This is a genomic window from Alloscardovia criceti DSM 17774 (assembly GCF_000376885.1).
GTDB classification, from domain to species: domain Bacteria; phylum Actinomycetota; class Actinomycetes; order Actinomycetales; family Bifidobacteriaceae; genus Alloscardovia; species Alloscardovia criceti.
Genome location: NZ_AQXR01000011.1, coordinates 452,465 through 468,229, shown reverse-complemented (window position 1 = coordinate 468,229; position 15,765 = coordinate 452,465). Strand labels below are relative to the sequence as shown.

Annotated in this window: 15 protein-coding genes and 1 tRNA gene; 14 read left to right on the top strand and 2 right to left on the bottom strand. The window is 50.0% G+C overall.

The features are described from left to right. Positions 1-6 precede the first annotated feature (6 nt). From sufU to D570_RS0107365, 3 genes are all read left to right on the top strand, one after another. Positions 7-591: a Fe-S cluster assembly sulfur transfer protein SufU gene (gene sufU / locus D570_RS0107375; protein ID WP_018143751.1), complete on the top strand. Its 585-nt coding sequence runs from the start codon at positions 7-9 to the stop codon at positions 589-591. Between the two features lie 74 nt (positions 592-665). After that, positions 666-1,250 (top strand): metal-sulfur cluster assembly factor, encoded by a 585-nt coding sequence (locus tag D570_RS0107370; protein ID WP_018143750.1) that lies wholly within the window; start codon positions 666-668, stop codon positions 1,248-1,250. A 166-nt stretch (positions 1,251-1,416) separates the two neighbouring features. Next, on the top strand, positions 1,417-2,742 hold the full coding sequence (locus tag D570_RS0107365; RefSeq protein WP_018143749.1) for a uracil-xanthine permease family protein: 1,326 nt from the start codon (positions 1,417-1,419) through the stop codon (positions 2,740-2,742). Positions 2,743-2,813: 71 nt separating this feature from the next. On the opposite strand, the gene D570_RS0107360 is transcribed toward D570_RS0107365, so the two are convergent. After that, complete coding sequence (locus D570_RS0107360) at positions 2,814-3,674, bottom strand: TrmH family RNA methyltransferase (RefSeq protein WP_018143748.1); 861 nt, start codon at positions 3,672-3,674, stop codon at positions 2,814-2,816. Positions 3,675-4,222: 548 nt separating this feature from the next. Here D570_RS0107360 and D570_RS0107355 point away from each other — a divergent pair. The 9 genes from D570_RS0107355 to D570_RS0107315 all read left to right on the top strand — a co-directional run bounded on the left by D570_RS0107355 (position 4,223) and on the right by D570_RS0107315 (position 11,732). Then, a tRNA-Leu gene (locus D570_RS0107355) sits at positions 4,223-4,310 on the top strand. A gap of 74 nt (positions 4,311-4,384) precedes the next feature. Further along, positions 4,385-5,320, top strand: coding sequence for a DMT family transporter (locus D570_RS0107350; protein WP_018143747.1), 936 nt, complete (start codon positions 4,385-4,387; stop codon positions 5,318-5,320). An 11-nt stretch (positions 5,321-5,331) separates the two neighbouring features. Continuing rightward, complete coding sequence (locus D570_RS0107345; RefSeq protein WP_026181967.1) at positions 5,332-6,120, top strand: 16S rRNA (uracil(1498)-N(3))-methyltransferase; 789 nt, start codon at positions 5,332-5,334, stop codon at positions 6,118-6,120. A gap of 118 nt (positions 6,121-6,238) precedes the next feature. Continuing rightward, entirely contained in the window at positions 6,239-6,580 is a 342-nt protein-coding gene (locus tag D570_RS0107340) for a histidine triad nucleotide-binding protein (protein WP_018143745.1), read from the top strand. Positions 6,581-6,585: 5 nt separating this feature from the next. Beyond that, a complete protein-coding gene (locus D570_RS0107335; RefSeq protein WP_018143744.1) occupies positions 6,586-7,815 on the top strand; it encodes a PhoH family protein in 1,230 nt (409 codons plus the stop codon). Positions 7,816-7,818: 3 nt separating this feature from the next. Beyond that, positions 7,819-8,331: an rRNA maturation RNase YbeY gene (ybeY, locus tag D570_RS0107330; RefSeq protein WP_018143743.1), complete on the top strand. Its 513-nt coding sequence runs from the start codon at positions 7,819-7,821 to the stop codon at positions 8,329-8,331. Beyond that, positions 8,331-9,686: a hemolysin family protein gene (locus tag D570_RS09440; RefSeq protein WP_018143742.1), complete on the top strand. Its 1,356-nt coding sequence runs from the start codon at positions 8,331-8,333 to the stop codon at positions 9,684-9,686. Before ybeY ends, D570_RS09440 begins: the two co-directional genes overlap by 1 nt. 9 nt (positions 9,687-9,695) lie before the next feature. Further along, entirely contained in the window at positions 9,696-10,655 is a 960-nt protein-coding gene (gene era, locus D570_RS09435; RefSeq protein ID WP_018143741.1) for a GTPase Era, read from the top strand. Positions 10,656-10,724: 69 nt separating this feature from the next. Then, positions 10,725-11,732, top strand: a complete 1,008-nt coding sequence (locus D570_RS0107315; RefSeq protein WP_018143740.1) for a Gfo/Idh/MocA family protein — start codon at positions 10,725-10,727, stop codon at positions 11,730-11,732. Positions 11,733-11,858: 126 nt separating this feature from the next. On the opposite strand, the gene D570_RS0107310 is transcribed toward D570_RS0107315, so the two are convergent. Then, positions 11,859-13,730 (bottom strand): AMP-dependent synthetase/ligase, encoded by a 1,872-nt coding sequence (locus D570_RS0107310; RefSeq protein WP_245531871.1) that lies wholly within the window; start codon positions 13,728-13,730, stop codon positions 11,859-11,861. Between the two features lie 521 nt (positions 13,731-14,251). Between D570_RS0107310 and D570_RS0107305 the strand changes: the two genes are divergently transcribed. Both D570_RS0107305 and D570_RS0107300 read left to right on the top strand, forming a co-directional pair. Next, positions 14,252-15,421 carry an NAD(P) transhydrogenase subunit alpha gene (locus D570_RS0107305; RefSeq protein ID WP_018143738.1) on the top strand — a complete coding sequence of 390 codons (1,170 nt, stop codon included), beginning with the start codon at positions 14,252-14,254 and terminating at the stop codon, positions 15,419-15,421. Continuing rightward, complete coding sequence (locus D570_RS0107300) at positions 15,421-15,765, top strand: NAD(P) transhydrogenase subunit alpha (protein ID WP_018143737.1); 345 nt, start codon at positions 15,421-15,423, stop codon at positions 15,763-15,765. The genes D570_RS0107305 and D570_RS0107300 overlap by 1 nt, the downstream gene beginning before the upstream one ends.

The following is a 15,765-nucleotide window of genomic DNA, read 5'->3' as shown; positions in this document are numbered from 1 at the left end:
TACCATATGTACGACACGATGAGTGATGCAGACCTTGAGCAAATGTACCAAGAGGTGATTTTGGAAGCTGCCAAGTCACCCCATGGGAAGGCGCAATTTGCAGCGGATATTCGTTCGGAAAAATCTGAATCCGAAAGTGCCGTGGCCGGCACCACGACCCTGCAATCCGAACACGAGTATTGTGTCAGTGCGCAGTCGCATCAGTTCAATCCCACCTGTGGCGATGAAGTCACCGTGCGTGTGGAGCTGTCGGATGGTTCACAAGGCGAGCCCATTCGCATTGAAAAGCTCATTTGGGATGGGCAGGGGTGCTCGATTTCACAGGCAAGCTTGTCCATCATGTATGACTTAGTGCACGGCAAAACCCTCGATGAGGCGATGGAGCTATCGCGCACCTTTAAACAACTGATGGAGTCACGAGGCGCTGGTTTGCAAGATGAGGCACGGATGGATCGGCTCGAGGATGCGGTAGTTTTCCAAGGCGTTTCCAAGTATCCTATGCGTATTAAATGCGCATTACTTGGCTGGGAAGGACTCAAGGACTCCGCGGCTCTAGCGCTTACCCAAGTTTCAGAATCTACGAATTCCTAAAAATCTCGACCCGGAAACGCTCGACTGAATTTTCCGAATTTTCCCGAATTTACCTGCAATACAAAGGACTGGACATGGCACACGAAAATCACAACGACAATCTCGTTCCTGAACCTTCAGGCAGTATCTTAGATGCTGTTTCGCGTGTCATCGACGATAAAGAATTAGCACATCAAATCGCCCAAAATCCTTCGTCAGCAGGTATGCTAGAAGAGTCATATCAAAAGGCTAAGGCCAAGGAGCAGGCGGCGATGATGCAGACAGAAAACGTAGCAAATACTGAAGAGTTTGAGGGTGTGACCTTAAACTTCATCGATGAGATAGGCCGAGTCACTGCTAAAGATGTGAAGGAAGCCCTGCATCAGGTTATGGATCCCGAGTTGGGCGTCGATGTGGTGGATTTGGGCCTTGTGTATGGCATCGAAATCGATCATTTAGGTCGCGCCATTTTGACCATGACCTTGACCACGCCGGCCTGTCCGCTCACGGATTTGATTGAGGATGAATGTGCCAGCGTTTTGGCGGGCTTGGTGGAGGAATTCCGCGTGGATTGGACATGGACGCCGGCGTGGAATGTAGACATGATTACCGAGGACGGGGCAGCACAGCTGGCAGCTCTGGGCTTTAATCTTAATAATCTTCCGCGCGCGTATGCGTAAATCTTGCTGAGTCATGCTTGTGCGGTACCGCAGACCGCCGTGGAAAACGCCCAAATCTAAGCTCTGCGCTACAATGAAGTTTCAACGATATATGACAAGTGCTCCTTGCAAACTTTGAGGAAATCGAAGATTGCCGGGAGCGCTTTTATGAGAGAAAGAATTAATAATGTCGTTGAATTTCACATGGCAACTTCACGGTGATGGGAAGCATATTGCTCCGGGTGAGGTAATCGAGCCGGAAGAGCGTTTAACCATTGCACGCACCATGAGCGTCGGCGCTCAGCACGTTATTGCAATGTTTGGTGCTACATTCCTCGTCCCAATTTTGACCGGCTTCGACCCATCAACCACGCTGTTCTTCACTGCTTTGTCGACCGCACTTTTCCTTTTGATCAACAACAATAAGCTACCTAGTTATTTAGGTAGCTCTTTTGGTTTTATAGCCCCAATTGCAGCCGTTACCGCAGCAAATAAGGGATTGGGAGTAGCGAGTTTCGGCATTTTATGCACGGGTCTTGCGCTGGCTATCGTGGGTATTATTGTGCACTATGCAGGATCCGCATGGATTGATAAGGTTATGCCTCCTGTAGTGAACGGCGCAATCGTGGCCATTATTGGTTTTAATCTCGCACCTTCTGCATGGAATAATTTCCAAACTGCTCCAGACACGGCGCTGGTAACGCTACTCGCTGTGATGCTATGTGCCGTGCTGTTCAAGGGGATGCTCGGGCGATTGAATATTTTAATCGGTGTGCTCATCGGTTATATTTATGCAGTTGCGCGCGGCCAAGTGGACTTCAAGCCGGTGGAGGAGGCTGCGTGGATTGGTTTGCCAAAGTTCCACGCGCCACAAGCGGACTTTTCCATTTTGCTCATGTTCTTGCCTGTGGTACTGGTGCTCATTGCGGAAAACATTGGCCATGTGAAGTCTGTGTCTTTGATGACCGGGCGTAATTACGATGGACAAATTGGCCGTTCCTTGTTTGCCGATGGTCTGGGTACTGTATTTGCTGGTCTCGGTGGCGGTTCTGGTACTACCACATATGCAGAAAACATCGGCGTTATGGCTGCAACCAAGGTGTACTCCACGTTGGCTTACTGGTTTGCCGCGGGATTTGCTTTGATTTTAAGCTTGTGCCCTAAGTTTGGTGCCATCATTAACACCATTCCGGGCGGTGTGCTCGGCGGCGTGACGACTTTGCTCTACGGCATGATCGGCATGCTGGGCGTGCGCATTTGGGTGGAAAACAAGGTGGACTTTGGCAAGAATGTCAACATGATGGTGGCAGCAGTTGTCATGATTGTGGGCATCGCCGACTTTACCTTCGCTATTCAAGGCGTCAGCTTCAACGGCATTGCCATCGGTTCCTTCGCTGCTCTGGTGGTGTACCACGGATTGAAGAATCTTGGAAAGCTGACTGGTGCCGTGGTGGATTCTCACGATTACATCGATAGTGAGGATGAAACACCTTATGCCGTGCATGAGGATTAATTCATTGCTAATCGGCGGGCTACGGTTTTATTACCGTAGCCCGTTTTCTTCTTTGATTGCCAGGTAGAGGGTTACAGGGTTGCGTAGAAGGCAACGGCGCTGGAGGCTGCAACGTTCAGGCTATCTACGCCGTGGCTCATCGGAATCTTTACCGTTAAATCGGTGGCCGCTAACGTGTGACGACTGAGCCCATCGCCTTCGGTGCCAAAAATAAGCGCAACTTTGCTGATATGGTTTTCGGCAGAGGGGTCGCTGTGGATGCGATTTGCAAGTTCTTGCATGGAGATGGAATCATCCGTTAAAGCCATGGCAACCGTCGTAAAGCCAAGATCTTTTAACTCTTGGATGGAAGGATTAGGCCAATTTTTGCGATTATCCCCACCAATACGCGTCCATGGAACTTGGAAAACCGTGCCCATAGACACGCGGATAGCACGGCGGTAGAGCGGATCGAGGCAGGAGGGAGTAGCGAGTACGGCATCGATGCCCAGGGCCGCCGCCGAACGCATAAGTGCGCCCACGTTTGTGAAATCCACGATATTTTCCATCACGGCAATGCGATGGGCATTTTTGCACAAATCTGTGACGGTGGGGAGCTCCCAACGACGCATCGCACTCATGGCTCCGCGATGCAGGCGATAACCCGTGAGCTTTTTGAGCAGAGCCTCGGATGCAACGAACACCGGTACGTCAGGTCCCCACTCTTGGTCAACGTGCTCAAAAGTCTCAGTCATGCCGTCTAACCATTTTTCTTCCACGAGGAAGGAGAGCGGCTCGCGGTGTGCTGCCAGGGCGCGGTCGATTACTTTCGGACTTTCTGCGATGAAGATGCCTTCGTCGGGTTCTAGACGGTTGCGCAGCTGGATTTCGGTGAGGTTGATATAAGCGTGGAGGCGTGGGTCGTCAAGTGTGTCTACTCGGATAATGTGCATGGTTTCGATGGTAGTGAGGGCGGGGGATTTGGTTTTTATGCTTTTGGGCAAAATTGACCACATAAGTGGTTGATTTGAGTTTGGAAGGCATGCTGGATGGGCATTTTTGCCAAAAAGTAAGACAAGGGCTGTTATTCTGTAGAATAACTGAGGCGTGTGCCGACGAACTGTGGAATTTATAGCCGGCTTATGCGGCATAAAACGCTTTTGGGCAAAAATGACCATCAACTCTTCAAACCAGGACTAAAGCGGATGCAAAAGTGGTCACTTTTGCCCAAATGGTTCCCACACCCCACACAAGACCCGTTCAAACAAGGCATGTCCTCACCAAATGTGGAAGCCTTCGGCTGCGTTGTTTCCCGATTAAATAGCTTTTGAGCAAAAATGACCATTGTGGGTATGCTGTGGACCGTATCTTTATGAAATAGTGGTCATTTTTGCCCAAAAGCATAAAACCCACAAAAACCCACCGTCACCTGCGACACACCGACATTGCACCAATCGCCGTTCTGTACTATTCTTCTTAGATGTTGCTCAGCAAGAGCGATGTCCGGGTGGCGGAATGGTAGACGCGCTAGCTTGAGGTGCTAGTGCCCATTTTATACGGGCGTGCGGGTTCAAGTCCCGCTCCGGACACTACTGAAGTCCCTTCTCAGGAAGGGGCTTTTTTGTTACTATATTCACCGATCCGAACGGATGTATATGTAGCTATGTCGAAGTTTTCGCCAAAGGTTATTGGTAGCCTCCTCGTCATCATCGCAAGCATTTTCTGGGGTATCTCCGGCGTAAGCGGGCAGTATCTTATCCAACGCGGTGTCGAGGTTCCAGCGTTGACCTCCTTGCGTTTGCTCATTTCCGGTGTAGTACTCGTCAGCATCGTCGCGATCCGACGGCCTGAGGGCATCACGCCGGCCTTGAAAAGCAAAGACTTTCTAATTGGCATAGCACTTTTTGGCATTTTCGGCATTGTGGCGAACCAGTTCGCATATCTCAAAGCCATCGAATACACGAATGCCGGCACTGCCACGGTTTTACAGTATTTGACACCTATCATCGTGCTGCTGTACACCTGCATTCGTTTGCGCATACCACCTGCACTGCTGGAAATCGTGTCCATTATATTGGCCATCGGCGGCACATTTTTACTTGCATCCCACGGACAGATAGGAAATATTCAACTCAACCCAGCCGGTCTGACATGGGGTATCCTATCCTCATTCACCTACGCATCGAGTATTTTAATTTCCGCGGCAGTCGTCAAAAAGTGGGGAAGTCTGCTTTCCATCGGCTTTGCCATGCTGTTCGGCGGTGTTATTTTCTCCCTCGCCACGCGTATATGGACTTATCATTTCACCATGGATATGCCGATGTTCGTGGCATATGTGGGCATTATTGGTATTGGCACAATTCTGGCATACACATTATTTATTAAAGGGACAACGATGATTGGCGCCGTGCAGGGCAGTCTGCTCGCTTCGATTGAGCCTGTGGCTTCGGTTATTTTAACGGTGGCAATTTTCCAGACATTCTTCTATCCAGCAGATTTCGTAGGAATGGTGTTGATTTTGTGCTCTGCCACGATTATTTCTACGAAAGATGTCATAGCCCGCTTCTTTACGCGGTCCTGGCATAAGCGCATTTCATAGTAAGGCACAGCATGACACTTCCCATGTTCGTTATCCGCGCACACGAAAAAACAAATTCGGCTATTCCGCACGAAGTTGGAGCTCTGTACACTCTGCCCCCAGCCGTTGCCACGCATGCTATCCGTTCTATGCGCCTCAATACAGACGAGGAGCTTCAATTATGCGATGGCAACGGTTTGCGCATAATTGCCCACATCGTAGATCCTCAGCAAGCAAGCGTGTGCATTGACGAAATTAACCAGGAAGAAGAGCCTAAAATCAAGCTTGGCTTAATTCAAGCTCTCGCAAAATCCGGCCGTGATGAGCAAGCCATCGAAATGGCTACGGAAATTGGCGTAGATAAAGTAATTCCTTGGCAATCCCAGCGTTCCATTGTGCAATGGAAGGGCAATAAAGCCCAAAAGGCACTCAACAAGTGGCAGGATCTGGTGACTGGCGCTAGCGAGCAATCGCGCCGTAGCTTCGTGCCGGACATATACGATGTGATGACCACGAAACAGCTCAATGCCTGGATGGCGACCAGCATTGCGCAAGGCGATGTCGTTATCGTACTTCATCAGGATGCCACGGACTCGTGGAGTGGCATTGAGCAACGGGTAAAAACGCTCAAAGAGCGCACGGAGTCATCGACTGTTTGGGTTGTCGTTGGCCCGGAAGGTGGCATTACGGACGACGAGGTTGAAATGTTCAAGACACAAGGCGCACAAGTTTGCGTGATTGGCACGAATATTTTGCGTGCTTCCAGCGCCGGCAGTGTGGCATTAACCTTGCTGAGCCGCGTTCTCGAACGATACGCCTAAAAGATTCGTGCAGAGGACAGGCCGTAATTCTTCCGCGTTTCGCAATCGGCTGCTTTATGAGTCCATGTTGATAGAATAATTTCAGTACTTGTATGAAACTTGTACTGGGAGGATACTTATGGCTCAGCATGCTGATTGCATTTTTTGTAAGATTATCAATGGCGACATTCCAAGCACGAAAATCTATGAAACAGACCGTGTTTATGCGTTTGAAGACTTGCATCCTCAGGCGAAGGTTCACGCATTAGTGGTGCCGAAGGATCACTACGCCAACGTTGCTGAAGTTGCAAAAAATGATCCAAGCCTGCTGGAAGATATCGTGCTCGCAGCGCAAAGCATTGCCGATGAGCGCTACAATGGCCAATTTCGTCTCGTCTTCAATACCGGAGAAGATGCAGGCCAGACCGTTTTCCATTGCCATGCCCATGTACTGACAGGCCAGAAATTAGAGGGGGAGTAGAACCTTTGGCACATACTGGCACCACCACACGTACCGTAACCATTGACGAAAAACTCAATCCTGTGAGCGTTTTCGGACCTGAAGACCGCAATATTCGCCTCATCGAAAGGGCCTTTTCTGAGCTGACCTTTGTGGTTCGGGGAAATACGATTGCCATTGTTTCCGGCTCAACAAAAACGGAAGCTGATGCACTTGCCGCTCAAGAATTTTTGCAAGAACTCATCGATACGGCGTACACGAGTCCTTTAGCACCCGATGATGTAGAACGCTTACTCTCCAATAGGCTTAGTCAGAAAGCGGACCGCAAGGAAAGAAAGATTAAGCCGGGCACCCCACGCTTTACCGATGAGCGCCCTCATTTCGTGGGTCGTGCGCACACGGAGTCCGATATGGGTTCCTCCGTATCCGGCACGAGTTCCACACTGGGCGGGCACCGCGTGCCGCGCGTGATTACCATGGCTCATGGTATTCCGGTGCGCGCCAAAACAGCCGGTCAGGTGGACTATATCAATGCTATAGAAACACATACCATCACCTTCGGCATTGGTCCTGCAGGTACGGGTAAAACCTATTTGGCTGTGGCCAAAGCCGTCCGCGCCTTTGAAGATGGTGCTATTCGCCGCATTATTCTGACACGCCCAGCCGTGGAAGCCGGTGAAAATCTAGGGTTCCTACCGGGCACACTGACAGAAAAGGTCGATCCATATTTGCGCCCCCTTTACGATGCACTTTCCGATATGCTCGGCAATGAACGCATGCAGCGCTACATTGCAGACGGTACTATCGAAGTCGCGCCACTGGCTTATATGCGCGGCCGCACGCTGAACGATGCTTATGTCATCCTCGATGAGGCACAAAATACCTCGCCGGAGCAGATGAAAATGTTCCTCACACGCCTCGGTTTCAATACGCGTATGGTCATCACTGGTGACGTCACTCAAGTGGATTTTGCGGTGAAAAGATCTGGTTTACTCACCATCGAACGCGTACTTGGATCCATCGATGATATCGCCTTCGTCCATTTGGGCGTGGACGATGTGGTGCGCCATAACTTGGTGGGTCGCATTGTTTCAGCCTACGACACGTATCAGGCGAAACTCAATCGTGACGTTAGTGAAAGTCCCGAAAATCAATCCGCCCAAGAGGGCGATACCGCACATTCCAAACGCATCAAGCACAAGAAACACGCCAAATCTGAGGATTCCCACAAAAAGTCTCAAGGAAAAGCGAAGTAAAGCATGAGCGTAGATATTCTCAACGAAAGTGAATGGACAGTAGACCCGCTCGTTTTTTCTGATCTCGGCCTGTGGATTATGGATCAAATGAACATCAGCGTGCACAGTGATCTGACGATTATATTTAATGAGCCGGATGCTATGGAAGAATTGCATCTGCGCTGGATGAATTTGGAAGGCCCAACAGACGTCATGAGTTTTCCGATGGACGAGCTACGGCCATCGGATGGCACAGTGGATGTGGAAGGCGTCTTGGGAGATATTGTGCTCTGCCCAGCGGTGGCGGCAATTCAGGCACAGAGTGCAGGACATTCGACGATCGAGGAATTGCTTCTCCTGACCATTCACGGCTGCCTTCATTTAGTGGGCTTTGACCATGGTGAGAAAGAGCAAGAGCGCGAGATGTTTGCACTGCAACGCCAGCTTTTACTCACTTTCCTCGCAGCGCGTCCAGGAACCTTACAGGAAGTGCTTCCACGAGCATTATCTGAAAAATTCGAGCAGGACCATCAATAATGGATATTTCCACGCTAATTTTTGTCATCATTTTATACATAATTTCGGCTGCTTTACTGTGGTTTTCGCTTATTTTGGCATCCAGCGAAACGGCTATTTCGCGCGTAACGCGTTCGAATTTAAACAATCTCATGCTGGATGTGCGCACAAATGAAGAATCTGTTTACGTCCGTCAGCGATCGATTAGCAGAATTCGTCACGCACAAAGCGTGATTTTTCAACGTCAACGAGCCGTACTGGCCTGCACATTTTGGCGCGTTGTTTCCAATGTGCTGATTGGCGCTTTTGTCGCAATTGCCACGGGTGTATATGGCATACCTATGTGGGCGCAAATTGTGATTGGTGTGGCCGTGGCCATTTTCAGTGCTGCTATCGCCGTTCTGGTTTCCCCACGTTCCTCAAATCAGCAGTCGGTCAATATTTTGCTGCGATACAGTTCCTTCATCGACTTTGCTATGCATTTGCTCCCACGTTTCGAAGTCGATCGCAAGCAGCTGACGGCGCTCTCTGATGAGGAAGAATTAGAACAAATTCACCATGAGCAGGCGCGGGCAACCATCGACCGCCTCATCGAAGCGCAGATGTTTGACCCAGAGATTTCTGAAATGATGCGCAACGTGCTGATTTTGAGCGATACACTGACGCGTGAAATTATGGTTCCGCGCACGGATATGTTTTCACTGGAAAAACATACGACGTTGAGCGACATGCTCAAGGACTGCTCGAGGTCAGGCTTTTCCCGCGTGCCCGTTACGGGTGAGTCCATCGATGATTTGGTGGGCATTGCATATTTAAAGGATGCCGTGCGTGCAACCGCCTTTAATCCAGCGGCTCTCAAGCGCCGTGTAGATACGATTATGCGCGAACCGATGCTCGTACCGGAATCCAAGCCTGTGGATGATTTATTCCATGACATGCAAACCAATCGCCAGCACGTAGCGATTGTCGTGGACGAATATGGCGGCATCGCGGGCATGGTTACCATCGAAGATGCGCTCGAACAAATCGTAGGCGAGATGGAAGATGAGCACGATCGTGTGCAACGCAAAGAGCCTGAACGCATGGATGACGGCGGTTGGCGTGTACCAGCGCGTACCTCTATTACCGAAATTGAGGAACTTTTCGAAATTGACCTCGATGAAAATGATGTGGATACGGCTTATGGCCTGCTGACAAAGGCATTAGGACGGGTACCAATTGTGGGTTCGCGTGCGCAAACTCGAGGTCTGGACTTAATTGCCGTAGATACAGCGGGGAGAAGAAAGAAAGTCTCTACCATAGAAATCCACCGTAGTGCTGATACAATCGAACAAGATGACGCTGAGTCGGCAGATTCAGCACAAGAGGAAGCTTGAGGATAGTGAATGACTGACAAAAAAACGTATCGTTCAGGATTTGTAGCCGTAGTTGGCCGCCCAAATGTGGGCAAATCGACCTTAATTAATGCCCTTATGGGTACTCAGATTGCCATTACGTCCTCTCGTCCTGAAACGACACGTAAAGTCATTCGAGCCATCTTAACCACGGACGATTTCCAAATCGTATTGGTAGATACGCCGGGCATCCACCGTCCCCGCACATTGCTGGGGCAACGCCTGAACGATATGGTAGACGCATCCTTGTCTGATTGCGATGCCATCGCCTTCTTGCTCCCAGCCGATCAAGAAATCGGGCCCGGAGACCGTAGAATTTTGAGCCGTTTGCGTTCTAACTTCTCCAAGAAGAACGCAAACGGCGAATGGGAATGGACCAAGCCAGTCGTGGGCGTACTCACAAAAATCGACGGGCTGAGCCGAAATGAGCTTATCGACAAGCTTATTGGCATGGAAGAATTTGGCAATTTCTCCGAAATCGTGCCTGTATCTGCGTTGGAACATGACAATGTGGACGAGGTACGCGCCGTATTTGCCCAGCTCATGCCGGAAGGCCCACAAATGTACCCAACGGAGCAGATCAGCGAAGAGGGTGCTGAAGATACTATCGCGGAGCTCATTCGCGGTGCCTTCCTCGAGCAGCTGGACGATGAATTGCCGCATTCCTTGGCCGTAACCGTGGATTCTATTGAGTATCCCGAAGAGGATGAAGCATCCGAAGGCGTGGGCCGTGCCCAAGTGTATGCCTCCATTTACATTGAACGTTCCAGCCAGAAGCCAATTATCTTAGGCAAAGGCGCAGAAAATCTTGTACGCGTGAAAAAGAAACTCCGTACACCGATTAATCGTATCGTGGGTATGAAGTCTACGCTGTCTTTGCATGTCAAAATTGCCAAGGGTTGGCAGTCAGATCCAAAGAAACTCGAACGTTTAGGGTTTGAAGCGGCATAAAAAGTACAGCAGATTTCTCGCATACTCAGAAATTTTATAACTATCAACCATCGAACAAAGGAGAGGACAATGGCGTTCACCACTAATTTTGCCATTCTTGGAGCAGGACATATTGCCATTAAAATGGCGAAAACCGTAGCAGGTATGGAAAAAGATGAGCGATGGGCCGGAAAGATCAAGCTGTATGCAGTTGCTACACGCAATTCGCAAGAGCGTGCTCAGGAATTCGCAGACGAGTACGGCGTTGAAGTAGCATATGGCTCCTACGAAGAGTTACTAGACGATCCGGATGTAGACGTCGTCTACGTGGCTACGCCGCATACTTTCCATGCTCAGCAGGCCATTATGTGCATGGAAGCGGGTAAACATGTACTCGTTGAAAAGCCATTTACGGTTAATGCCGAAGAAGCGCGTGCGGTTATTGCCAAGTCTGAGGAAACGGGTCTGACCTGTGCCGAAGCCATTTGGACGCGTTATGAGCCATCGCGCAAGATTATTCAAGATATTATCGATTCAGGCGTTATCGGTGATATCACCTCTATCAGTGGTAACCTGTCTTACCCAATGATGACCAAGGAACGTATGATTAACCCGGATTTGGCGGGCGGCGCTTTGCTGGATGTGGGCATTTATCCATTGAATTTCATTTCTATGTTTATGCCTGGCAACGTAGAAAAAATCGTATCCTCTGCTCGCATGTCCGACACAGGTACGGATGAACTGTCTCAGACCACTTTGTGGTTTGACGATCACACAATGGGTAATTTCACAGCTTCTTACTGGGAAGTGGGAGATCGCCTAGGCTTAATTCGTGGCACGAAGGGCCTGATTCGCATTGAAAATGTCAATAATCCGGAAGATATCCAGGTACTGAACAAGGCCTATGAAGTCATCGAGCATCCAGAAATTCCAGAACAAATCACCGGCTTTGAATATCAGGTGGATGCTGTGATGAATGCAATCGCCCGAAATGAGATCGAACCAGAAGCTATGCCGCATGCGGAAAGCCTGCGTATGGTGGAAATTATGGATCAGATTCGCGAGCAGTGGGGCATGAAGTATCCATTTGAGCAGTAAGTGCTCATGAGTTGCTTGTTGGCTGAACACACAACGTTATCCAAAAACGGAAATCCGGAAGCTCACAACTGTGCATGCTTCCGGATTTTCTTATATTGTGCGTTTAAATGGCCCAGATAATGCGCCTTATTTCTTGCGCGGCTTATACATTTGCGTATCCAGCAGGTTCTGGTAGCGTGCCAACACCTTCGGACGAATTACCTTCATGGATGCAGTCAGCAATCCATTATCCTGAGTAAAGTCTTCCGGCAAAATGATGAACTTACGCACAGATTCTGCACGAGAAACACCCTGATTTGCCAAATCCACATACTTCTGAATTTCGGAACGGATAGCGGCATTATTCGCCATCTCTTCCATCGTCATAGACGTATCGAGACCTTCTTGCTCCACCCATTTGCTAACGGCGCTCTTATCCAAAGTAATCAGAGCAGAAATGAATGGACGCTTATCACCCAAGACCAGAGCCTGCGAAACGAGGGCACAACGCTTAATCGAGGCTTCGATTGGAGAAGGAGAAACATTCTTACCACCAGCGGTGATAATCAAATCCTTCTTACGACCGGTAATGTACAGCAAACCTTCTGGCGTCAATGCGCCCAAATCGCCGGTGGCAATCCAACCATCCTCGGTGAAACTATCGCGTGTGGCTTCTTCATTCTTGTGATACTTGCTAAAGCAACCCACACCCTTGACCTGAATTTCGCCATCCTCAGCTAGACGAATCGTGAAACCAGGGAATGCAATGCCCACGGAACCGGCGTGGAATGGCACGCCCAAAGGCGTGAATGCGCATGGGGCAGTGGTTTCCGTCAAACCGTAGCCTTCATACACCGGTAATCCTGCACCACGGAAGAAGGAGAGCAGCTGTGGGTCCAAAGGAGCACCACCGCAGACCAACCACTTCGCACGGCCACCCAATGCCTGACGCAACGAGGAGTACACCATAGGATCAAAGGCAGCACGACGTGCAGTGGACAAGGCACTAGCATGGCCGATTTCAGAAATCTGATTCATATAATCACGCGCAGCATTTGCGGCAGCGTTGAAAATATGACCTTGGAAGCCGCGACCAGCCTTCTGCGAAGCGGCGTTATACACCTTTTCAAATACACGTGGCACGCCAATCATCACGCTTGGTCGAGCCACTGCAAGATCTTGCAGGAGTGTGCTAATGCCGGTGGCGATATAGATATGAATATGACTGTACACCACGCCGTAGTTGATAGCGCGTGCGAAGCTATGAGCCTGTGGTAGGAACATCAACACCGTGTTGTTGCTGTCCTCCAGCAAATCTGGCATAAATGCGCGCAAATTCAAAGCAAAGGACAAGTAATTGGCGTGAGTCATCTCTACGCCCTTTGGCGCAGAAGTAGAACCGGACGTGTACACAATAGAGCACAAATCGTTCTTCTTCACCGTGGCGATACGCGCGTCCAATTCATCGTCCGACACGGAATGACCATATGCCTGCAGACCTTCTAATGCGCCATTTTCGAAGCACAGGACCGACTTCAACGTTGGACAAGCCTCAATGGCGCCATCTGCCTTCTTGTACATATCCTTGGTTTGCGTAACCAAAAGAATTGCATCGGAATTGTTGACGATAGCGCGAATTTGCTCAGCAGAATCCGTGTCATACACCGTTGCCAGCACAGCACCGACGGCTAACGCAGCAGCATCAAACACATTCCATTCATAGGAGGTCTGACACATAAATGCAATGCCGTCGCCTTTCTTAATGCCGCGCTTCATCAAACCCTTAGCCGTATTGCGAATATCAGACAAGACCTGATTTGCGGTGCGATTTACCCATTCACCGTTGCGCTTAAAGGTGTACAGGATCTCATCACCCATTTCGCGAGCGCGCGTTTCGTACAGATGATACATATTCATATCGTCTGGAATACTGCGCACACCCTCGGTGGTGGTGGTCAAAAGGCCTGTTTCAGGGTCAATAAAAGTCGTTGTTGGGAACTCAGGAGTCGACCAATTCATGATACGCGGCTCACTAAATGCGGACTTATCAAAAGCTGTAGGAGTTCCAAATGTAACGTGCTGCTCAGTTTCTGACGATGACGTAACAGAGTCTAATGTACTTTTCACAGATTCAACGGAACGTTTAAATGCTGTAGATACCGAGTCAAGAACGCCCATATGATTCCTCTCTCTAACGAATAGATAGTAATAGTTTACGGCGGGCAATGGATGAGCCGAACAAATTTGCGAAGAATGCACGCATAATTTTGACACTCGAATCTTACGCATCGTGAGTGGGGATTGCTCAGGGATTGTGCACGAATTATACGATCTGGGCGCAGTGTAGAGTCCCACGTGGTGGAATTATTCGCCTGAAAATAGGCGCTTAGTAAGGTCTCGCCGCTACACTTACGAGTGTAAGCGTTTGTCGCTGACATAGTCATGGAGTTGAAAGATAATTTCTGTACTTTTGTTTGCTTCATGCCTGCGGGAGCGGTATACGTACAAAAGTGAATGGCTACATGAGTTAAGGAGGACTCATGGCGGAGAAAGAGATAATTCTCACGTATGGCGTTATTTCAGAACGGTCTGAAAATGAGAAGAGGACTGCGCTGACGCCAGATATTGTGACTCGCCTCAAACGCAGTGGCGTGGCAACGCTGATTGAAAGCCAGGCAGGCGAGGATGCATTTTTCAGCGATGATGATTATGTCAAAGCGGGCGCAACGGTTACCACCCGCGATGAGGTGTTGTCGCGCGCGCAGGCCTTGGGTTTTGTGGGCAGGCCTTCTGCCGAGGTTGTGGAGGCGTTGACACCGGGCACGTGGGTCTTCGGTGCGCTGAATTCTTTTACGGACAACGATTATGTGGGTACGCTAACTCGTGGGCAATTGACGGCTGTGGCGATGGAAAGGTTGCCGCGTCAATTATCTTCGGCGCAGTCCATGGATGAGATGACCTCGCAGAATTCCGTTACGGGGTATAAGGCGGTATTGAAGGCTGCTGATGCATATGGGTCTTTTTTCCCTATGATGACCACGGCTGCCGGCACCATCCGTCCGGCCAAGGTGCTCGTGTTGGGTGCAGGCATTGCAGGCTTACAAGCCATCGGAACGGCAAAGCGCTTGGGCGCTGTCGTTACCGCTTATGATGTGAGGCCGGCGGCTCAAAGCGAAGTGGAGTCTTTGGGTGCAAAGTTCCTAGATTTGGGACTGGATTTTTCTGCTGGACAAGGTGAGGGCGGTTATGCGCGCGAGCTGTCCCAGGAGGAAAGAGCTGCTCAGCAGGCTGCCGTGGATGCGAAAGCTGCTGAGTTTGATGTCATCATTACCACCGCTCAGGTGCCTGGACGCAAGCCACCTTTGCTACTCACGGCTGCAGGTGTGGACGGCATGAAGCGCGGCGCCGTGATTGTGGACTGCGCCTCCAGCTCCTTCGGTGGCAATGTAGAAGGTTCACAGCCAAATGAAACGGTGACCACCGAACGTGGTGTGCGTATTTTAGGTATGCCGTATCTGGCCAGTGAGGTTCCGGTTACAGCTTCCGAACAAATTTCGCGAAATCTTGCCGACACGGTGCTCCATTTCCTGCGCACTCCTGAGGAGGCTGCATCTTCCGCGGTCTTGAATGTGGATACCAATGATGAAATTGACGCCGCCATGGTGGTTACCCATAACGGCACGAATCTTGTCAATCAGGGAGAGAACTAATGCCAAGTCTTGTCATAGCAATTACTCTGTTTATTCTTGCCTTGCTCATCGGCGTGGAAGTTATCGGTAAAGTGCCTGCCACGTTACACACGCCGTTGATGTCCGGCGCCAACTCTATTCACGGCATCATTATCGTGGGTGTGGTTATCGTGGCTGCTCACGCCAATTCACCGCTTGCATATGTGTTTATTTTCCTCGCTGCAGTGCTCGGCACCATGAATGTGGTGGGTGGCTATGTCGTCACCGATCGCATGCTGGAAATGTTTAAATCCTCGAAAAAGGAGGATAAGGCGAAATCACAGGCGAAGGATAACTCTGATAACTCTGAAGAGGGCGGCAAGTAA